Origin of the sequence: Streptomyces sp. Je 1-4 4N24 (assembly GCF_026239515.1) — a bacterium.
GTDB lineage: Bacteria > Actinomycetota > Actinomycetes > Streptomycetales > Streptomycetaceae > Streptomyces > Streptomyces nigrescens.
Genome location: NZ_CP110836.1, coordinates 6467608 through 6487582, shown reverse-complemented (window position 1 = coordinate 6487582; position 19975 = coordinate 6467608). Strand labels below are relative to the sequence as shown.

At 71.9% G+C, this 19975-nt stretch carries 18 protein-coding genes, 1 other RNA gene and 1 pseudogene; 9 read left to right on the top strand and 11 right to left on the bottom strand.

Annotated features, from left to right (window positions below; translation table 11 throughout):
* The first annotated feature begins 24 nt into the window (after positions 1-24).
* Positions 25-1056, top strand: coding sequence for a serine protease (locus SLV14N_RS28330; protein WP_263271632.1), 1032 nt, complete (start codon positions 25-27; stop codon positions 1054-1056).
* Positions 1057-1142: 86 nt separating this feature from the next.
* On the opposite strand, the pseudogene SLV14N_RS28325 reads toward SLV14N_RS28330, so the two are convergent.
* The 4 genes and pseudogenes from SLV14N_RS28325 to rnpB all read right to left on the bottom strand — a co-directional run.
* A pseudogene (locus tag SLV14N_RS28325) lies at positions 1143-1277 on the bottom strand (sensor histidine kinase); the annotation flags it as partial.
* Between the two features lie 170 nt (positions 1278-1447).
* The gene (locus SLV14N_RS28320; protein WP_259670549.1) at positions 1448-2872 is read right to left on the bottom strand and encodes an NAD(P)-binding protein; all 1425 of its coding nucleotides are present in this window, start codon (positions 2870-2872) and stop codon (positions 1448-1450) included.
* 133 nt (positions 2873-3005) lie between these two features.
* The gene (locus SLV14N_RS28315; RefSeq protein WP_263271631.1) at positions 3006-4142 is read right to left on the bottom strand and encodes an epoxide hydrolase family protein; all 1137 of its coding nucleotides are present in this window, start codon (positions 4140-4142) and stop codon (positions 3006-3008) included.
* 328 nt (positions 4143-4470) lie between these two features.
* An RNA gene (gene rnpB, locus SLV14N_RS28310) (RNase P RNA component class A) lies at positions 4471-4872 on the bottom strand.
* A 142-nt stretch (positions 4873-5014) separates the two neighbouring features.
* Here rnpB and SLV14N_RS28305 point away from each other — a divergent pair.
* Both SLV14N_RS28305 and SLV14N_RS28300 read left to right on the top strand, forming a co-directional pair.
* Complete coding sequence (locus tag SLV14N_RS28305) at positions 5015-5827, top strand: MerR family transcriptional regulator (protein ID WP_263271630.1); 813 nt, start codon at positions 5015-5017, stop codon at positions 5825-5827.
* Positions 5824-6480 (top strand): hypothetical protein, encoded by a 657-nt coding sequence (locus SLV14N_RS28300; protein ID WP_263271629.1) that lies wholly within the window; start codon positions 5824-5826, stop codon positions 6478-6480. Before SLV14N_RS28305 ends, SLV14N_RS28300 begins: the two co-directional genes overlap by 4 nt.
* Here the strand turns inward: SLV14N_RS28300 and SLV14N_RS28295 are convergent.
* A complete protein-coding gene (locus tag SLV14N_RS28295) occupies positions 6467-7972 on the bottom strand; it encodes an RNB domain-containing ribonuclease (RefSeq protein ID WP_208684671.1) in 1506 nt (501 codons plus the stop codon). The genes SLV14N_RS28300 and SLV14N_RS28295 overlap by 14 nt on opposite strands.
* Positions 7973-8121: 149 nt before the next feature.
* Here SLV14N_RS28295 and yaaA point away from each other — a divergent pair, with 149 nt between their 5' ends.
* Together yaaA and eda are read left to right on the top strand one after the other, a co-directional pair.
* Entirely contained in the window at positions 8122-8919 is a 798-nt protein-coding gene (gene yaaA / locus SLV14N_RS28290) for a peroxide stress protein YaaA (RefSeq protein ID WP_018093303.1), read from the top strand.
* Between the two features lie 89 nt (positions 8920-9008).
* Positions 9009-9668, top strand: a complete 660-nt coding sequence (gene eda, locus SLV14N_RS28285; RefSeq protein WP_208688143.1) for a bifunctional 4-hydroxy-2-oxoglutarate aldolase/2-dehydro-3-deoxy-phosphogluconate aldolase — start codon at positions 9009-9011, stop codon at positions 9666-9668.
* 97 nt (positions 9669-9765) lie between these two features.
* Here the strand turns inward: eda and SLV14N_RS28280 are convergent, their stop codons facing one another.
* From SLV14N_RS28280 to SLV14N_RS28270, 3 genes are read right to left on the bottom strand one after another with little or no spacing between them, the layout of a single operon-like run.
* Complete coding sequence (locus tag SLV14N_RS28280; protein ID WP_208684670.1) at positions 9766-10962, bottom strand: bifunctional RNase H/acid phosphatase; 1197 nt, start codon at positions 10960-10962, stop codon at positions 9766-9768.
* A gap of 3 nt (positions 10963-10965) precedes the next feature.
* Complete coding sequence (locus tag SLV14N_RS28275) at positions 10966-11709, bottom strand: zinc ribbon domain-containing protein (RefSeq protein ID WP_263273303.1); 744 nt, start codon at positions 11707-11709, stop codon at positions 10966-10968.
* On the bottom strand, positions 11706-12572 hold the full coding sequence (locus tag SLV14N_RS28270; RefSeq protein ID WP_208684669.1) for a Nif3-like dinuclear metal center hexameric protein: 867 nt from the start codon (positions 12570-12572) through the stop codon (positions 11706-11708). Before SLV14N_RS28270 ends, SLV14N_RS28275 begins: the two co-directional genes overlap by 4 nt.
* A 263-nt stretch (positions 12573-12835) precedes the next feature.
* Between SLV14N_RS28270 and SLV14N_RS28265 the strand changes: the two genes are divergently transcribed.
* Together SLV14N_RS28265 and SLV14N_RS28260 are read left to right on the top strand one after the other, a co-directional pair.
* Complete coding sequence (locus SLV14N_RS28265; RefSeq protein WP_263271627.1) at positions 12836-14368, top strand: hypothetical protein; 1533 nt, start codon at positions 12836-12838, stop codon at positions 14366-14368.
* Positions 14369-14466: 98 nt separating this feature from the next.
* Positions 14467-14634, top strand: a complete 168-nt coding sequence (locus SLV14N_RS28260; RefSeq protein WP_018093309.1) for a hypothetical protein — start codon at positions 14467-14469, stop codon at positions 14632-14634.
* 145 nt (positions 14635-14779) lie between these two features.
* Here the strand turns inward: SLV14N_RS28260 and SLV14N_RS28255 are convergent, their stop codons facing one another.
* The 3 genes from SLV14N_RS28255 to SLV14N_RS28245 all read right to left on the bottom strand — a co-directional run bounded on the left by SLV14N_RS28255 (position 14780) and on the right by SLV14N_RS28245 (position 17813).
* Positions 14780-15721 carry a 3-oxoacyl-ACP reductase gene (locus SLV14N_RS28255; RefSeq protein WP_208684667.1) on the bottom strand — a complete coding sequence of 314 codons (942 nt, stop codon included), beginning with the start codon at positions 15719-15721 and terminating at the stop codon, positions 14780-14782.
* A 68-nt stretch (positions 15722-15789) separates the two neighbouring features.
* On the bottom strand, positions 15790-16866 hold the full coding sequence (locus SLV14N_RS28250; RefSeq protein ID WP_263271625.1) for a Zn-dependent alcohol dehydrogenase: 1077 nt from the start codon (positions 16864-16866) through the stop codon (positions 15790-15792).
* Positions 16867-16937: 71 nt separating this feature from the next.
* On the bottom strand, positions 16938-17813 hold the full coding sequence (locus tag SLV14N_RS28245; protein WP_263271623.1) for a MaoC/PaaZ C-terminal domain-containing protein: 876 nt from the start codon (positions 17811-17813) through the stop codon (positions 16938-16940).
* A 502-nt stretch (positions 17814-18315) separates the two neighbouring features.
* Between SLV14N_RS28245 and SLV14N_RS28240 the strand changes: the two genes are divergently transcribed.
* Entirely contained in the window at positions 18316-19242 is a 927-nt protein-coding gene (locus SLV14N_RS28240; protein WP_208684662.1) for an ABC transporter ATP-binding protein, read from the top strand.
* Entirely contained in the window at positions 19242-19970 is a 729-nt protein-coding gene (locus tag SLV14N_RS28235; protein WP_263271621.1) for an ABC transporter permease, read from the top strand. Before SLV14N_RS28240 ends, SLV14N_RS28235 begins: the two co-directional genes overlap by 1 nt.
* The last annotated feature ends 5 nt before the right edge of the window (positions 19971-19975 follow it).

Sequence of the window (19975 nt, the reverse complement as noted above, 5' to 3'; positions counted from 1 at the left end):
CGGCCCCCGCAGAAGGAGTCACGCGTGAGACGAACCGTTCGCGGCATACCGGCAGTTCACGGCATACCGGCGCCGCACCCCGCGCGCAGATCCCGGGCCGCTCTCGGCACCCTGACGGCCGCCGGTACGCTGCTCGCCCTGCTGCTCCCCACCGGCCAGGCCGGTGCCGCCCCGCAGCCCGGCCACCACTCCTCCGCCACCCCGCGGACCACCCTCGGCGCCTTCTGGACCGCGGACCGGATGCGCGCCGCCGCTCCCCTGGACCTCGCCACACCCACGAAGCGGTCCGCCGCCGCGGTCCCGCGCAGCGCCCCGCTCAAGGTGGCCCCCACCCTCCCCCGACTCCCCAAGGCCGGGCCGCTGTTGCCCGGGTCCCTCCCCCAGGCAGGCGGACCATGGACCGGCGGCGGCGCGGTCGTCAAGACCACCGGCCGGGTGTTCTTCACCTACCAGGGCCGCAACGCCTCCTGCTCCGGCGACGCGGTCACCAGCGGCAACAAGAGCACCGTGATCACGGCGGGGCACTGTGTGAAGCTGCAGGGCGCCTGGCACACCAACTGGGTCTTCGTCCCCGGCTACCAGGACGGCCAGGCCCCGTACGGCAAATGGCCGGCGTCCAAGACGCTCGCCACCCCCCAGTGGACAGCGAGCGAGGACATCAACTTCGACGTGGGTGCCGCGGTGGTCGCCCCGCTCGACGGCAAGAAGCTCACCGATGTCGTCGGCGGCCAGGGCCTGTCCTTCAACTCCGGCTACAACAAGGCGACGTACGCCTTCGGCTTCCCCGCGGCCGCCCCGTACGACGGCAGCAAGCTCATCTACTGCAGCGGCAACACCATCAAGGACCCGCTGTTCTCCAACGACCACGGCCTGTCCTGCAACATGACCGGTGGCTCCAGCGGCGGCCCCTGGTTCACCTCGTTCGACGAGAAGACCGGCACCGGTCTGCAGACCTCGGTGAACAGCTTCGGCTACCAGTTCCTGCCCAACACCATGTTCGGCCCGTACTTCGGCGACGACGCCAAGAACCTCTACAACAAGGCCCAGACCTCCTGACGCACACGGCCTGATCCAGACATGGGGGCCGTACGGGCAACGTCCGTGCGGCCCCGACTGCGCCCGGAGTGTGACGTAGAGCCCGGTCAGTCCTTTCGGCAGGCGCGGAGCGGCAGTTCGGTGGTGATACGGAAGCCTCCGGCGGGGCGCGGTCCGGCGATGAGGGTGCTGCCTGCGGCTCTGGCCCGTTCGCGCATCCCGATCATTCCGTGTCCGGTGCCGTGGACTTCGCCGGTGGGCGCAGTGGCGGGTGCGGCGCCGGTGCGGGTTTCACAGCGGCGGGGCAGCCACCTCGACCAGGGATCACACCTGGTCGAGGTCGGACCGCACGGCACGCACCCGCCTGCGTCAGCGCTTCAACCACAGGGCACAGGCGGTCCGGTGACGGTCGTCAGTTCGCTGCCACTGCCACGGTCCGGTCTTCGTGCGCCAGCAGTTGCTGCAGCTTTGTCTTCTCGGCGTGCAGGCTCTCGAAGAGCGCGGTCCGCTGTTCGTCGGTGAGCGAGCCGGTCGAATGTTTGGTGAGACGCGATGCGTTGCACCATTCGAGGAGGCCCGGGTCCGCGGAGCACCGCAGGAGCAGGTCATCGATGTGCAGGATGGTGCGCAGACAGTCCAGGACGGTGTTGGGATGAGGTGCGGCGACGCCTATTTGGTTCTTCTGGGTGTCGTCCTCGTATGTCGCCTCGACGTGGGCGGCGAAGGCGGCGCTGAACACTTGCTGGCACGGGACGATCGCCTGCAACGTGATGCGGGAACCACTGAACATCGGCACCGTCGGCCGTGCCTCGAGGCCGTCCGCGGTGCAGTCGATGTAGAGGGTTCCGGGGCGGGCGGGGACGGTCGCCCCGTCGAGTTCCACCGCGCCGGTGCCGATGCGCCGGACCCTGCCGTGGCGGACGATGTCGGGGATCCGCCGGAGCTGTTCGAGTTCGGACCGGCTGACGGTCGCGCAGCGAAAGGCCGTCGGCGTGACGTCCGACGACAGCCTCAGCAGGTGGCCACTGGCTTCCAACCGCGGCAAAAGGTCCTCGGCCGTGTCGGATTCGAGCACCGCTCGTAGGCGAGCCTTCATCGACTCGGCGTTGGCCGCGGCGAACTCCGGTCCGGGCTGGATCTGAGCACGGTCGAGCAGCCACGCGTCGCGGGGCATGATCCAGGTGATGCCGGACGGGTCGACACCGTGCTGCAGAAGCCACAGGCACGCGTCGATGCCCGTCTTTCCCGCTCCCACCACGGTGTAGTGCGACGCCGGATGGTCCAGGGCCGGCAGCTCGTTGGGAGTGATCAGCCGGACCCCGGAATCCACCTCGTACTTCGGCGGGCACATCGCGGGAACCGTGACGTTCATGTAGGTGGCGTCCACGGTCCGTCGACGCACACGTATCTCGAACTGCCCACCGGTGACGACGGAGTGACACCGCTGGACCTCCGGTCGCACCGGATCCGCGCCATCGTGATGGGACATGGGGAAGTACGAGACGCGGCCGGTGGGCAAGAAGGTTTTGCGCATCACCTGGTCGAAATAGGTGAGGATCTCATCGGCCGATGCCAGTTCGTGAAGCCCCGCGTTCCAGCCGTCCTGGTCCACCTCGCCTGTTCCCAGTTCACGGGAGTTGACGCCGTAGAACGCCGAAGGCTGATGCAGGCGCACGAACGGGTAAGCGACCGTCCAGTGACCACCGGGCCGACCGTAGCGATCGACGATGGCCACGGTGGCGTCCGTCTCGGCCAACAGCGTGTCGGCGAAGGCCATGCCCATGGCGCCGGCCCCGACGATCAGGTAGTCAACCTCTATTGTTTCCCGCTCTGACAACGTACTGCCTCACTCTGTTGTTGATGCGTAACTCACACTCGCGCCGGCGCAACGGCGCCTTCGTCACCACTCACCAGCGCGTATTCCTCCGCTGAATTCCCGTGCCCGCACGGCAGGACAGCGGCCCGTCTCGTCAGGACTCGTGCCCGAAGGCGGCCCGCAGTTCGGAGACGAAAAGGTGCGGAACTTCAAGAGAAGGGAAGTGCCCGCCACGGTCCGCGACATTCCAGTACCGCAGATCCTCGAAGCGCGCCTCGACCCAGGAACGGGGCGAACGGAACGGCTCTTTCGGGAAGACCGAAACCGCTGACGGGACAGTCACCGGACTCCAGTCCCGGGGTGGGAGGCTCTCCCAGTACAACCGCGCCGATGACGCGCCACACGCGCCGAACCAATAGATCGCGGCATTGTCCAGCAGCCGCTCACGCGACACCGCGTTCTCGGGATGCCCGTCACAGTCGGTCCAGCCCTGGAACTTCTCCACGATCCAGGCGAGTTGCCCGGCCGGGGAATCCGCCAGGCCGTACCCGAGGGTTTGGGGGCGCGTCGACTGCAGAACCAAGTACCCGCGCTCAGCCACCCGCACTTCTCTGACCGCAGCCAGTTCCGCACGCTCGAATTCGCTGAGATCGTCCTCGGTGAAACCGGATGGCGGCTGGACGGGCGGCATTGTCGTGTGCAATGCCTCCACACGGTCGGCGTGCCGGACGCCCAGCGCCGCCGTGATGAACGCACCCCAGTCGCCGCCCTGGGCGAGGAAACGCTCATAGCCGAGCCGGGCCATCAGCTCGGCCCAGGCATCGGCAATACGCTCGACCCCCCAGCCCGTCCCGGCCGGCTTGTCGGAGAAACCGAATCCCGGCAACGAAGGCGCAACCACGTGAAACGCGGGCTCACCGGCCGGCGGATCGGTCAGCTCGTCGAGGATATCGAGGAACTCCACCACCGAACCGGGCCACCCATGAGTGATCAGCAAGGGCCGCGCATCCGAACGTGGGGAACGGACATGAAGGAAATGGATTCCCAGCCCGTCGATCACCGTACGCCACTGACCGCGATCATTGAGTTCGGCTTCGAGTCGGCGCCAGTCATGCTCTTCGAGCCAGTATCGGCACAACTCCCCTACGTAGGAACGCGGAATCCCCTGTGCCCAGCCCTCGACCGTCTCGGCCTCGGGCAGCCGCACACGACGCAGCCGGTCACGCAGATCCTCCAGCGCTTCGTCGGGCACGGCGAGCACGAAGGGCACGACGGTGTCGGAATCAACCACGATGCTCTCTCCCCCACATCACAGACACAGCAGCGATGCGGTCGTTGCGTTCTTGAATTGCCAAAGGCAGCTGTTCGCTTCGCGCTTGCGGCACTGTCCACCGTGCCGTCTCGCCGCGAGGATGTCGTTGTGCGCCCGCAGACACTTGACCTGCCACATCCGCAGTACGAAGCCGGCGACACCTACTGCACACGCAGACGTCGACCGGGCGTCTCAGGGGGACTCTCCGCGGACTTTCCGCCGCCGCTGGACAGGCAGGCGGCCCGAACGACCGAAAAGGGCCTCCGACGCAGGTCAGAGGCCCTTTTCCAGGTAAAGCACGTGGCGGCGGACGAGTCGGCCTGTACGCCGGGTTCTGTCGCCCCCGGTCCTTGCGGGCCGGGGGGAGACGGCCATCCATCTAGGGCTGTCGTTGCCGGCAGCCTCGTGCGGTCTACCCGCGGACTCGGGCGGGCAGCCCTCGGTCGTCCGCGCAGGGGCATCAGCCGATGCCCCCTCTTGACCTTGCTCCGGGTGGGGTTTACCTAGCCCTCCGAGTCACCTCGGAGGCTGGTGGTCTCTTACACCACCGTTTCACCCTTACCGGAGACCGAAGCCTCCGGCGGTTTGTTTTCTGTGGCACTGTCCCGCGGGTCACCCCGGGTGGGCGTTACCCACCACCCTGCCCTGTGGAGCCCGGACGTTCCTCGGGAGGATCGTGAGATCCCCACGCGGCCGTCCGGCCGGCTCGTCCGCCGTGCCGACCATGCTACCCGCCGGGGGCTCCTGCCCCGGCCAGGCCCGTTCCCGTTCCGGTTCCCGAGCCGCGACCGCGACCGCTCCGGGCGGAACGTCCTTGACCTTGTCGCAGCGGCAACGTTTCTACTGAGCGCATGAGAATCGGTGAGCTTGCAGGTCTGATCGGTGTCAGCACCCGTGCCGTGCGCCACTACCACCATCTGGGGCTGCTGCCCGAGCCGGAACGGCGTGCCAATGGCTACCGGGACTACGGGCTGCGGGACGCGGTGGCGCTCGCGCGGGTGCGGCGGCTGACGGAGCTGGGGCTCGGGCTGGACGAGGTGCGGGACGTCCTGGCCGATGACGTGGGGCGCGAGCTGTACGAGGTGCTGGACGAGCTGGATGCGGATCTGGCACGTCAGGAGGAGGAGCTCCGGGTGCGGCGGGCCCGGCTGGCCGCGGTGCGGCGGCAGGCCGAGGAGCACGGCGGGCTGCCCGCCGAGGGTCCCGTGTCGGACGAACTGGCGGCGCTGTTCGCGGAGATGGCGCGTACCTCGGCCGCACGGCCGGGCCCGGAGCCTGCCATGGCATCCAAGGAGCGGGAGGTGCTGATGCTGCTGGAGTCGATGGGAGGGGAGGAGGGGAACAAGCGGATGGTGGAGCTGATCGGGGAGATGGCCACGGCGCCGGGGGCGATCGAGCGCACGTACGAGGTGTACGGATTGCTCGATGCGCTGGTGGAGGCCGGGACGGACGATCCTCGGGTGGAAGAGGCCGCACAGGCGCTCGCCGACTGCATCCCCGACGCGGTGATCGCGGAGGTGGACAGGGAGCACTGGGAGCGGGCGGCCGGGCCGGGCGCCGAGGTGGACGGCGGTTTCCTGGCGGCGTACTACGGGCACTTCGCGCCCGCCCAGGCCCGGGCCGTGCGCCGGGCGCTCCAGCTGGTCGCGGAGCGTACGCGATGAGCCGGGGTACCGCGCTGCGCCGGCTGGCCGCCCATGAGGGGCGATGGTGGCTGAGCCTGGGCTGGTGGGTGGCCCGGCGGCGGATCGGGGTGGCGCCGGGTGAGCGGGCCCTGGGGTATGCGGGGGCGCAGGCGGCGCTCGTCTACGGGCTGACGTTCGCGTGTGTGGTGGAGACGGTCGGGCTCGGTGTGCTGCTGGCCGGTAAGGCGGTGGTGCACGAGGTGATGCTGTTCGTCGATGTGTACACGGTGCTGACGATCCTGGGGCTCCAGGCGGCGGCGGTCACTCGCCCGCATGTGCTGGGTGCGGAGGTGCTGCGGCTGCGGGACGGCGCGCGCCGGGAGATACGGATCCCGCTGGAGCGGATCGCCTCCGTGCGCTACGACCTCCGGTTCACCAAGGAGCGGGACAAGAACGGCGATGTGACCGAGCTGGCGGTCGGGGGGCAGACCTCGGTCACCGTCGAGCTGACCGAACCGGTGGTGGCCGTCCGGCTGTTGGGGCAGCGGGAGACGGTCCGTACGGTGCGCTTCCATGCCGATGAGGCGCGGGTGGCGGTGGCGGCGGTACGGGCAGCGATGGCGGCGCGGGGCGGGACGCCGGAAGGGGATGCGGCGCCGGAAGCGGGCGGGGCCCCGGTCAGGCAGGGGTGAAGCGGACCGGGTGGTGGCCCGGTTCGGCCTCGGCGAGGCGGACCGGGATGCGGTGGCCGAGAGGCAGCGCGGGGCCTTCCGGGGCGGTTTCGACGGTGCCGATGACGGCCGGGTCGTAGAGGTGGACGGTGCCGTGGGTGGGGTCCTTCTCTTGGACGTCGACGACCAGGGCCTCGAAGATCTCGCCGACCCGGTCGCGCAGCAGCGCCGCCTCGACGAGGTCGACGCAGGCCCGCTCCACCTGGTTGGCGCGCTGGGTGCCCAGCTCCATCTCCCGGGGCAGCGCGGGCAGCGCGGTACGGACCCAGTCGGGCGGTGCGGCGCCGGCCGAGGCCGCCAGGCACAGCTCGGAGGTGTAGCGGTCGACCAGGCGCCGCAGCGGCGCGGTGACGTGCGTGTAAGGGGCGGCGACGGCCGCGTGCAGGGCCTCGGCGGCAGGGGGCGCGGTGCCGTCGAAGACGGTGTAGCCGGCGCCGCGCAGCAGGGCGGTGCACTCCTGGAGGAAGGCGGCGTGGGGGGCGCGACGCGGGTCAAGGGTGCGGATCAGCGCCGCGTACGAGGTGTGATGGGGCCAGTCGACACCGAGCGCACGGGCGGTCAGCCGGAGCCGGGCGACCGAGCCGTCCGGGGCGGTCGGCAGCGTACGGAGGAGGCCGGTGCCGGAGGCCAGCATCAGCTCGGCCGCGGCCATGCCGGTGAGCAGGGAGATCTGCGCGTTCCAGGCATAGGCCGGGAGGGGGGCGCGGTATTCGAGGGTGTAGCAGCCGTCCTGCTCGACGATCTCCTGCTCGGGGACGTTCAGGGATATCGCGCCCCGGGCGGCCTCCCGCTCCTCCCGCAGCTGTCCGATCTCGCACAGCAGGGCGAGGGGTTCCTCGGCCGTGTGGTCGTCGAGGATCCGCTGGACGCCCGCGTAGTCCAGCTTGGCGCGTGAGCGGACCAGGGCGCGGCGTACGGAGGTGCCGGTCAGGGCGCCGTCCGCGTCGAGGTCGAGCTGCCACAGGACGGCCGGGCGGTCCCGGTCGGGCAGCAGGCTGGCGGCGCCCTCGCTGAGCACGTACGGGTGCAGCGGGACCCGCTCGTCGGGGAAGTAGAGGGTCGTCACACGGTGGTGCGCCTCGGCGTCCAGGGCCCCGCCGGGGGTCACGAAGGAGGCGGCATCGGCGATGGCGTAGTGGACGCGGTAGCCGCCCTTGGCCTTCGACCCGCGCGGCGCCGGGCGGCGGGACAGGAACATCGCCTGGTCGAGGTCGAGGGAGCCGGGCGGATCGATGGTGAAGAGGGGGAGGTCGGTGGCGTCCTCCAGGGTGTGCTCGGTCGCCACGGCACCGTCGGCGGCGGGGATCCGCGGGGCGCGGGCCGCGCTCTCCGCCTCGGCCTGTGCCGTGGGCGGGAAGTGGTCCGGGATCTCCAGCCTGCCGCGCAGTTCATGCAGCGCGACACGCAGCGGGGCCTCGGCTGCGTCGGTCACATGCATATGGAGACGGGGCATGACACCGAGCGTATGGCGGGCGGCCGCTCCCGGCGCGCCGTACGGTGCCGCCCCTGGCCAGGGCCCGGCCGGGTCTCGCCCGGCCGCCGCAGGCTCTACGCTTTTCCGGGGCCGCACCCCCGCCCGTACCGCCGTGAAGGAGAAACACCGTGCTCGTGCTGTTGCCGCCGTCCGAAGGGAAGGCCTCCGCGGAGGCCGGGGCGCCGCTGGACACCGGTGCGCTGTCGCTGCCGGGGCTGACCGCGGCGCGCGAGACGGTGCTGGAGGAGCTCGTCGAGCTGTGCGCGGCGGACGAGACCAAGGCCCAGGAGGTGCTCGGGCTCAGCGAGGGCCTCAAGGGCGAGATCGCCAAGAACGCGGGGCTGCGGACGGCGGGGACCCGGCCGGCCGGGGAGATCTACACCGGGGTGCTCTACGACGCGCTCGGCCTGGCGTCCCTGGACGCGGCGGCGCGGCAGCGGGCCGAGCGGTCCCTGCTGGTGTTCTCGGGGCTGTGGGGCGCGGTACGGATCGGCGACCGGATTCCGTCGTACCGCTGCTCGATGGGGGTGAAGCTGCCGGGGCTCGGTGCGCTGGGCGCGTACTGGCGGGCGCCGATGGCCGAGGTGCTGCCGGCGGCCGCCGGGGAGGGCCTGGTGCTGGATCTGCGGTCGGCGGCGTATGCGACGGCGTGGAAGCCCAAGGGCGAGGTGGCGGGGCGGACCGCGACGGTGCGGGTGCTGCAGTCGAAGATCGTGGCCGGGGTGGAGAAGCGGTCGGTGGTCAGCCACTTCAACAAGGCGACGAAGGGGCGGCTGGTGCGGGATCTGCTGTCGGCGGGGCTCGATCCGGACGGTCCGGCGGAGCTGGTGGCGGCGCTGCGGGAGCTGGGATACGCGGTGGAGGCGCAGGCCCCCGCGAAGGGCGGCAAGGCGTGGGCGGTCGATGTGATCGTGACGGAGCTGTAGGCGGGGCCTGGGCCGCGTTCATGGAGCCATAACCACTCCATTGCAGCATGTGCAACGATCGTTGCGGAGAGTGGGCGGCCGGGCGCACTATGGGCGGCGTGACCAGCGCCGCCGACTCCCCCGCGCCCTCCCCCCTCTCGGTTCTCGGGCTCGCCCCCGTCATCCCGGTCGTCGTGCTGCACGACGCCGCCGACGCCGTACCGCTCGCCCGTGCGCTCGTCGGGGGCGGACTGCCCGCGATCGAGGTGACCCTGCGGACGCCCGCGGCACTGGACGCGATCCGGGCCGTCTCCCAGGAGGTCCCCGAAGCGGTGATCGGCGCGGGCACCCTGCTCACCCCCGGCCAGGTCGAGGCCGCCCTCGTGGCCGGCTCCCGCTTCCTGGTGAGCCCCGGCTGGTCGCCGCGGCTGCTGGGCGCGATGAAGGACTCCGGAGTGCCGTTCCTGCCGGGCGTCTCGACGGCTTCGGAGGTGGTGACCCTGCTGGACGAGGGCGTCACCGAGATGAAGTTCTTCCCGGCGGAGGCGGCGGGCGGCACCCCCTATCTCCACTCGCTGGCCTCCCCCCTCCCCCAGGCCCGCTTCTGCCCGACCGGCGGGATCGGCCTGGCGTCGGCGCCGTCCTATCTGGCGCTGCCCAACGTCGGCTGCGTCGGCGGCACCTGGATGCTGCCGGCCGACGCGCTGGCCGCGAAGGACTGGGACCGGGTGCGTCAACTCGCCCAGGAAGCGGCGGCATTGGCGGCCTGAGGCGGTACGTACGCGTAAGGGCCCGGCGCCTCGGAAGACCGAGGTGCCGGGCCCTTACGCGTACGGCGGAGACACGGCGGGCGTACGGGACGCGCCGCTACCGCAGATGTGAGGTGTCGTTCAGCAGCCGCACCGAGGCGTTGCCGTCGGAGAAGTACGCGACCGCGGAGAGCGATGCCGCGGAGAGCTCCATCCGGAACAGCGACTCCGGCGGGGCGCCCAGCGCCAGCCGGACCAGCGTCTTGACCGGTGTCACATGCGTGACCAGCAGCACCGTCCTGCCCGCGTACCGGGCGAGGAGCTTGTCGCGGGCGACGGCGACCCGGCGGGCGACCGCCGCGAAGGACTCACCGCCGCCCGTGGGCGCCACCCTGGCGGAGCCGAGCCAGGCGTCGAGGTCCTCGGGGAAGCGCTCGCGCACCTCGGCGAAGGTCAGCCCCTCCCACGCCCCGAAGTCGGTCTCGCGCAGACCCTCCTCGATACGGACCTCCAGGCCGAGCCGGGCCGCGACCGCCTCGGCCGTCTCCCGGCAGCGCCGCAGCGGGGAGCTGACGACGGCCTGGATCGTGCCCCGGGCGGCGAGCGCGGCGGCGGTCGCCTCGGCCTGGCGGCGCCCGGCGGCGGACAGCTCGGGGTCGGTGCCGCCGCTGCCGGAGAACCGCTTCTCGGGCGTCAGCGCGGTCTCGCCGTGCCGCAGCAGGACGAAGGTCGCGGGCGGACCGAGATCGGGGGCGCCCCAGCCGGCCGGCGGGGCACTCGGGGCCGCGTCCGCCGCCTCCGCCGACTCCGCGGCCTCATCGGCGGCCCGGGCGGCGGCGCTGCGGGCGGGGGCCGCGGCGGTGGCGAGCGCCGCCCTGGAGTCGCGCGGCTCCCACTGCTTGCCGATCTTCCCGGCGTCCATCGCCTCGTTGGCGAGCCGGTCGGCGTGCTTGTTCTGCGCGCGGGGGATCCACTCGTACGTCACCCGGTCGGGCGGAATGACCGACCGGGCCTCGGCGGCCAGCGGCTTCATGTCCGGGTGCTTGATCTTCCAGCGCCCGGACATCTGCTCGACGACGAGCTTGGAGTCCATCCGCACCCGGACGCACGCCTGCGGATCGAGGGCGTGCGCCGCCCGCAGACCGGCCACCAGCCCCTTGTACTCGGCGACGTTGTTGGTCGCGGTGCCGATGAACTCGGCGGCCTCGGCCAGCGCCTCGCCGGTCTCCGGGTCCAGGACGACCGCGCCGTAGCCGGCTGGCCCCGGGTTGCCCCGGGAGCCGCCGTCCGCCTCGACGATCAGCGTGCGTGCCACGGCCTACAGACCCGAGTCGGGCGTGCGGACCAGGATGCGGCTGCAGTTCTCGCAGCGCAGGACGGCGTCGGCGGCGGCCGCGCGCACGTCGTTGACCTCGGTGATGTTCAGCTCCAGCCGGCAGCCCTCGCAGCGGCGCTGGTAGAGGCGGGCCGCGCCGACGCCGCCCTCCTTGGCGCGGATCTTGTCGTAGAGCTTGAGCAGATCGGCCGGGATGTCGGCGACGGTCAGCTCACGCTCCTTGGCGACCGTCGCGCGCTCGGCCTCGATCTCGGCGTAGACGGCGTCCCGGCGCGTGATGGCGTCGTCGACCTTGGCCTGGATGGCCTCGACCCGGGCGGTGAGCTCGGTGACCCGCTCCTGGGCGGTCTCCCGGCGCTCCATGACCTCCAGGACGACATCCTCCAGGTCGGCCTGGCGCTTGGCCAGCGAGGTCAGTTCGCGCTGGAGGTTCTCCAGGTCCTTGGGGGAGGTGACGGCACCGGAGTCCAGGCGCTTCTGGTCGCGGGCGGCGCGCTGGCGCACCTGGTCCACGTCCTGTTCGGCCTTGGTCTGCTCGCGGCTGGTGTCGCTCTCCTCGGTCTGCGCGGCGACGAGCAGGTCGCGCTGCTGGATGAGGTCGGCCTCCAGGGTCTGCAGCTCGGCCAGCTCGGGGAGGTTGTTGCCCCGGTGGGCGAGCTGGGTGAGCCTCACGTCCAGGGCCTGGACGTCGAGGAGGCGGATCTGGTCGGCGGGCGCGGCGTTCAGCGTGGGGCTCCTGTGGTGTGCGTCGGGGTGACGAGTCGGGTGGACGCCGCGTGGGCGGTCCAGGGATCGGTGACCGTACGGGAGACATGCGTACGCAGTCCCCAGTCGTGCCGGTCGGAGACCGCGTCGAGCTGGGCCGCGGCCTGCTCGCACCACGGCCATTCGGTGGCCCAGTGGGCGGCGTCGAGCAGCACCAGCGGGCTCTTCTGGGTGGCCTCGGAGGCCGGGTGGTGGCGCAGGTCGGCGGTGAGGAACGCATCCACATCCGCCGCCCGTACGTCGTCGAAGAGGCTGTCGCCGGAGCCGCCGGAGACGGCGAGGGTCCGGATCTCGCGGTCCGGGTCGCCGGCCGCCCGGATGCCCTGCGCGGTGGCGGGCAGCCGCTCGGCGGCGTGGGCGGCGAGCTCGGCCGGTGTCATCGGATGCGGCAGCTCGCAGATCCGGCCCAGGCCGCGGCGGCCCGCCGGATCGCTCGGGTCCGGGACCAGGGGGCCGATGATGCGCAGGTCCAGGGCGCCGGCCAAAGCGTCGGAGACACCGGGGTCGGCGGTGTCGGCGTTGGTGTGCGCGACATGCAGGGCGATGTCGTGCTTGATGAGGGTGTGCACGACCTTGCCCTTGAAGGTCGAGGCCGCGACCGTCGTCGTACCGCGCAGATAGAGCGGATGGTGGGTGACCAGGAGGTCGGCGCCGAGCTTCACCGCTTCGTCGACGATTTCCTGGACCGGGTCGACGGCGAACAGCACACGACGGACCTCGGCGTCGGGATCTCCGCAGACCGTGCCGACGGCGTCCCACCCTTCGGCCCGCTCGGGGGGCCAGAGGGCGTCGAGCGCGGTGAGGACTTCAGACAGTACGGGCACGGATGGAAGGTTACCTCCCGGCTGTGACATGGCGTCGGGTCGAGCCTCCTTCCGGCTGCCCCTTCGGCGGAGCGCGGAAACGGACGGCGCGAGCCCGCCCGCGCCCGCCGCACCGGCCCGCCGCGGGCCTCGGAGCACAACCCCCCGGCTCGGCACCGGCGAACCGGACAACTGCCACTCTTATGCGTGAAGTGCGACAACTTGCAGCGTTCGGCCGGAAGTACGAAAACTAGCTTCGGTTGCCGACTGGAGGTGACCACTCGATGACGATCTGTGCCACTGAGGACACCATGGCGCCGGCCGGCCCGCTCGCCGGGCGCCTGACGATCGCCGCCGACGGCTCGTACGCCGCCCGGCTCGCCCGGCACGACGACGCCGCCGGAAGCTGGTTTCCGGAGCGCTGGACGCTGAGCGGCCCCGAGCCGTACGCCGTGCCGCTGCAGGGCACCCAGCCCGAGGAGCCGGACAGCGCACTGCTGCCGCTCACGGACGGACGGGTGCTGATCCTGCGCCGGGTCGCCGACCGCTTCGCCGTCTCCCTGCTCTACCCGGCGGGCCCCGGAACCGGCGAACTCCTGCTGGGCGCCGTGGCCGCCCCCCGGCTGACCCTGCTGCCGCCCGCCCCCGGCGGGACGCTCGCCTACGCCCTCGCGCCCGGGGCGGACCACACCACGCTGTGGCGGGTGCACGGCGGGGCGAGCGGGCCGGAGCGGGTCACCCGGATCCCGGGACGCTGCACGGGCGGCGTGTGGCTGGACCGCGCCGGCCGACTGCTGGCGCTGGACCGGGAGTTGGACGGCCGGACCAAGACCGTGGTGGTCGACCTGGAGCGGGGCGGCGAGACCGGCCTGCTGCTGCAGATCACCGAGGAGAGCAACGACCGGCTGCTGCTGGCCGATCCGGACAGCGGACTGCTGCTCCTGCGCTCGGACGCCCCGGGCTACGACCGGCTGGGCTGGGGCGTCCTGGGCAGCAGCCTGCCGGTGCGCTTCCCGGAGTGCCTGCGGCCCACGGGCGGGACGCTCACACCGTTCGCCGTGCAACCGGGGCAGATGCTGGCGCCGGAGAGCTGCGCGGTGGCGTTCCGGATGACCGCGGCGAGCGGCACCTGGCTGGGAGTCTGGCGGCCCTCGGAGCGGCAGTTGCGGCAGTACCCGGCGCCGGAAGGCTGGCTGCCGGGTACCGGGCTGTGGACGGCGGACGGCGAACTGCTGCTGCCGTACACGACGGAGGCGGAGCCGTGCGGGGTGGCGCGGATGGGGGTGCCGGGGGCGGTGGCGGAGCGGGTGGACCAGGTGAGGGCGGTGCTGCCTGTGCAGCCGGTGGGGGCGGTGGTGCCGGTGCGGCCCGTGGCACCGGTACAGCCTGTGGAGCTGGTGCGGCCCATGGGGCCCATGGGGCCTATGGGGCCGGTGAGGCAGGTGGAGCCGACATGGGCAGGGAGGTCGACGGGGCTGACGGGGTTGACGGGGCTGACGGGGCCGCATCGGCCGGCTGGGCCGGGGCAACCGCCCCTGGAGCCCCTGGAGGCAGTGGAGGCAGTGGAGGGGCCACCCTCCGGGGAGGCTGCCGAAAGCGGCGGGGGGATTGTCCCGGATGCGGGGGATGCCGACAACCGCTCCACAGCATCTGCACAACCTTCAGCCACGGACGCGGAACCGCAGCACATCCCCGGACATCCCCAAATGTGCAGGCCAGTTCCCTTGCAAGAGGCACCTCTGGCGGCCCGGCAGACCCGGTGGAGCGTGATTTCCGGCCCCGTTAGAATTTCGGGCGGGGGCTGCGCAGCCGGTTGACCGGCCACCGGCAGTGCCGCTCGGGAGCAGCCGTAGCGGTCGTCGGGCGAGGTCCCGACGCGTACAGCTGTAAGCGAACTGACGGAGTGACTCTTTTCATGTCCGAAGCCCGAACCGACACGACCCAGGCGCGCCCTCAGGAGGCGTCCGCCCAGGCCGCCGCGGCCGCAAGCTCCGGCAGGCACCGTGGCCCGGCCGCCTCGGAGGAGTCCGGCTCCACCCCTCATGGCCGGCACCGCCGGGACAAGCAGACGCAGGACGCGTGACGCCGGTCCGGCGCGCCCCGACCGCCGGACCGCGCGAGAGGCCGTGGCCGCCGCACCGCTGGACAGCGGGCGGCGGCCACAGCCGTTTGTGTGGGGACCTCAGCCGTTTGTGCGGGGACCTCCGGCATGCGGGGCCCGCGCCGGTTCAGCCGTGTTTGAGGCCCAGCACCTCGGCCGCCGCGAAGGTCTCCTCCGCCGGGCGCTGTGCGTAATACGGCGTCAGCAGATCATCGAGCTCGTCGAAGCTGAAGACCTCCTTCGCGGTGTCGAACTTGGCGGCGATCCGCGGGCGTTCGGCGATGGCGACCATGCCGCCGTGGACGACCAGCAGCTGTCCGTTGACCCGGGCCGCGGCCGGTGAGGCGAGGTAGCCGACGAGCGGTGCGACATGTTCGGGGGCGAGCGCGTCGAGCCGGCCGTCCGTGGGCTCCTGGAAGCCCGCGAAGACGTCCTCGGTCATACGGGTGCGGGCGCGCGGGCAGATCGCGTTGGCGGTCACCCCGTATTTGCCCAGTGCCAGCGCCGTGGAGGTCGTCAGGCCGACGATGCCGCCCTTGGCCGCGGCGTAGTTGGGCTGGCCCGCCGAGCCCGCGAGGAACGCCTCGGAGGAGGTGTTGACGATCCGCCCGTGGACCGGGGCGCCGGCCGCCTTGGAACGCTCGCGCCAGTGCGCCGCGGCGAAGTGGGTCGTGTTGAAGTGCCCCTTGAGGTGCACGCGGATGACCGAGTCCCACTCGTCCTCGGTCATCGAGAACACCATCCGGTCGCGCAGAATGCCCGCGTTGTTGACCAGGATGTCGAGCTTTCCGTAGGTCTCGACCGCCAGGTGCACCAGTGCGCGGGCCTGTGCGTGGTCGGCGACATCACCGAGGTGGGCGGCGGCGGTGCCGCCCGCGGCGCGGATCTCGGCGACGACGTCCTCGGCGGGCGCCGCGGAGGCCTCGCCCGAACCGTCGCGGCCCGGCTGCCCGTAGTCGTTGACCACGACCTGGGCGCCGAGGCGGGCGAGTTCAAGGGCCTCGGCGCGGCCCAGACCGCGCCCGGCACCGGTGACGATCGCGGTCAGGCCCTCCAGTGGCTGTGCCATTCCTGTCCTCTCCAGTGGTCGCGGCACGCGGTGCGGTGCGGTGCGCTGCGAGGGGTGAACGGTGGGCGTCAGATCTCTATGCAGGTGCGCAGCGAGGTGCCGGACCGCATCTGGTCGAGCGCGTCATTGATCTCGGCGAGCTGGACGCGATGGGTGATCAGGCCTTCGAGGTCGATCCGTCCGGCCCGCCACAGGGCGATGGCCCGCTCGTAGGAGCGCAGCGCGTCTCCGCCGCCGTACAGGGACGGCAGGATCCGCTTCTCGTCGAAGAAGAGCTCGAACATATTGACCTGGAAGCTGTCGTCCATGGCGCCCGCGCCGACCACACACAGGGTGCCGCCGCGCCGGGTCATCTCGTAGGCGGTACGGGCGGTGGCGGACTTGCCGACCACCTCGAAGACATAGTCGAAGCCCTCCCCCGCGGTGATCCGGGCCTTGACATCGGCGAACTCTTCCGGGGCGACGGCCTCGGTCGCACCGAAGCGCAGCGCGGCCTCCCGGCGGGCGGGCACCGGGTCGACGGCGATGATCTGGGCCGCGCCACAGGCCCTCGCGCCCTGGATGACGGAGATGCCGACGCCGCCGCAGCCGATGACCGCGACCGAGGAAGCGGCCGTCACCTCGGCGGTGTTGATCGCCGCGCCGAGCCCCGTGGTGACACCGCAGCCGATCAGCGCGGCGATCTCGTACGGGACGTCGTCGGGAATCGGAACCGCGCAGTGGGCGGAGACCACGACCTCCTCGGCGAAGGTGCCGGTGCCGGCGAAGCCGAAGACATCCCCGTTGGGGCGCCGGAAGTTGGGCGTGCCGGCGTTCATGAATCCGGCCAGGCACAGATGGGTCTGGCCGCGCCGGCAGGACGGACAGCTGCCGCAGGCGGGAAGCCAGCACATCAGGACGCGGTCCCCCCGGTCGAGTCCGGTGACGCCGTCACCGACGTCGAGGATCTCACCGGCCCCCTCGTGACCGGGGACGAAGGGCGCGGGCTGGGGCAGCACCCCGTTCATCGCCGAGAGGTCGGAGTGGCACAGCCCGGTCGCCCGGATCCGCATTCTGACCTTGCCGGGGCCGAACCCCACGGCCTCGACGTCGTCGAGGACTTCGAGCTTGTCCTGCCCTGTCTCGTGCTGTACGGCTGCGCGCATGTCACGGCTCCTCTCGTACGGACGACACGCCGGCCCCGCCCGAACCGGCAAGGCTGTCTATGGGATCGGCCCTAGCTGTGCTCCACCACGGTGTCCGCCAGCACCGGCGCCTCGTCGCGGTCGGCCGCGGTGACCGACACCTGGACCCTGCCGGGCTCCTGCCACTGCCGGATCCGCAGCGTCTCGCCGGGGAAGACCACACCGGCGAAACGGGTCGTGTACGACCGCACCCGTGCGACATCGCCGCCGAGCACCGTGTCGACGACGGCCTTGAGCGTGACCCCATAGGTGCACAGTCCGTGCAGGATCGGCCGGTCGAACCCGGCGAGCTTGGCGAACTCGGGGTCGGCGTGCAGCGGATTCCAGTCGCCGGAGAGGCGGTAGAGCAGCGCCTGGTCCGCGCGGATATGGCGTTCGGTGGTCAGATCGGGTGCGCGGTCGGGGAGTTCGAGGCGGGCGGAGGGGCCGCGCTCGCCGCCGAAGCCGCCCTCGCCGCGGACGAAGATCTGGGTGTCGCAGGTCCACAGGGGGCCGTCGTCGTCGGCGACCTCGGAGCGCAGCACGATGACGGCGGCCTTGCCCTTGTCGTAGACGGCGGGCACGGACGAGGTCTGGGTGGCGCGGCCGCGTACCGGGAGGGGGCGGTGCACGGTGACGGTCTGGCCGCCGTGCAGGACCGCGGCGAGGTCGACATCGATGCCGGGCGCTGAGAGCCCGCCGGCCAGCGCCATCCCCCCGCCCGCGACGGTGGCGAAGCTGGGCAGGACGTGCAGGGCGCTCTCCAGGGTGTAGCGCAGTTCGTCCGGGTCGGTGGCGGGGCGGGTCTTCTCCGGAGTGGCCGCACCGGCGCCGATGCCGAGGTGGTAGAGCTGGACGTCCTTGTGTTCCCAGGCGAGTTCGGTGGTCCGCGGCTCGGCGGAGGTGGCCTTGGCGGCGTCGATGGGCATGGGGCTGCTTGCTCCTTCACCACGAGGGGAAGACCCCGGCCCGGCCGTCCGCACCGTCGACCGTGCCGGGGTCGTATCTGGTCGGCGCGGCCGCGCTCCGACAGCGCACAGGGCACACTTCTAGAACGCGTTCTAGCCGATGGCTCTCATGTATAGCCGATCCGTCCAGCACCCGGAAGTCCTCTGACGCATTGTCAGATTCGGGTCCCGCGGGCGGCGGAGGCCCACCCCGGCCGCGCCCCCTGCCCCTGCCCCTGCCCCTGACGTGCGCCGCGCGGACCCACCGCCTTCGGCGCCCGGACCCATCACCTTCGTTGCACCCACCCACCACCTTCGTTGCGCGGACCCATGACATTTGTCAGAGGGGATCGTCGACATTCGCATCTGCCGTGGACCGGACACGCTCCGTAACGTCAATGGCATGCAGACGAGAGGCGGGGTGAGCATGGCAGGGACGACAAGGCCCGGCAGCACAGCGGAAAGGGCGAGTGGCGCCGCGGCGGTGGGATTCTCCGGGGTGACACGGAGTTACGGAGCGGTGCGGGCCGTGGAAGGGGTGGACCTGGAGATCGCGGCGGGCGAGACGGTGGCACTGCTCGGGCGCAACGGCGCGGGCAAATCCACCACCCTCAACATGCTGCTGGGGCTGCTGCCGCCCAGCTCGGGGACGGTCCAGCTGTTCGGCGGCACACCGGAGTCGGCGGTGCGGGCGGGCCGGGTGGGTGCCATGCTGCAGGACGGCAAGGCCATCCCGCGGGTCACCGTCCGCGAACTGATCACCTTCGTCGCCGCCACCTACCCCCACCCCATGGACGTCACCGAGGCACTCGAACTGGCGGGCCTCGACGGGTTCGGCGGGCGGCGGGTGGACCGGCTGTCCGGCGGGCAGGCCCAGCGGGTCCGCTTCGCGGTGGCGCTGGCCGGCAACCCCGATCTGCTGGTGCTGGACGAGCCGACCGCGGCGCTGGACGTCGAGGCGCGCCGCGCCTTCTGGCGCTCGATGCGGGCCTATGCCCGCCGCGGCCACACCATCCTGTTCTCCACCCACTATCTGGAGGAGGCGGACGAGCACGCCGACCGGATCGTGGTGATCGACCGAGGCCGGGTGGTCGCCGACGGCAGCGGCGAGGCGATCAAGCGGCGGGCCGGCGGCTCGCGGGTCTCCTTCGACCTCGCGGGCGCGGCCACCGGTCCGCTGTCCGGGCTTCCCGGCGTGAGCGCCGTGGAGATACGCGGCGACCGCGCACTGCTGCGGACGGCGGACTCCGACGCGACGGTCCTGGCCCTGGCCGAACTCGGCCTCGTCCGCGGACTGCAGGTCACCCCCGCCAGCCTGGAGGACGCGTTCCTCGCGCTCACCTCCGCCGAAGCCGCCCCCGCCGCCCCGGCACTCACCGCCGGCGCCCGGTCCGCGAAGGAGAGCGTGTGATGCTCGACTACGTCCGTCTCGAAGTCCGCCGCACCCTCCGCGACCGGGGCTTTGTCATCTTCGGTATCGGGATGCCGGTGCTGATGTATCTGCTGATGACCAACATCGGCGTCGGGCCGGGTGGCGCCGCCCCGGAGTGGAAGATCGCCTCGATGGTCGGCATGGCCGCGTACGGCGCGCTGGGCGCGGCGGTCGGCACGGGCACCGGTGTCGCCGAGGACAAGCAGCTGGGCTGGCTGCGCCAGCTGCGCATCACCCCGCTCAGCCCCCTGCGGGTGGTGGTGGGCCGCGGGCTGACCGGCTCGGTGACGGTGCTGCCGGCCCTGGCCTCCGTACTACTGGTGGGTGCCCTGGTCAACGGCGTCCGGATGCCGGCCTGGCAGTGGGGCGCGCTGGCCGGGCTGCTGTGGATCGGCTCCGCCCCGTTCACCCTGCTCGGCCTCGGCAACGGCTACCGCCTGTCCGCGCAGTCCACCAGCGTGGTCAACACGGGCTGTGTGCTGCTGCTGTCGATCATCGGCGGTCTGTGGTTCCCGACCGAGCTGTTCCCCGGCTGGCTGCGCTCTCTGTCCCTGTGGACACCCGGCAACCGCTTCGCCGAGCTCGGCCGGAGCATCACCCACGACAGCGCACCGGGCCTGGGCTCAGTAGCGGTGCTGGCCGTCTGGCTGGCACTCTTCGGCGGACACGCGGTGTACGCGTACCGTCGGGCCGCACGAACGGTGTGACCGGC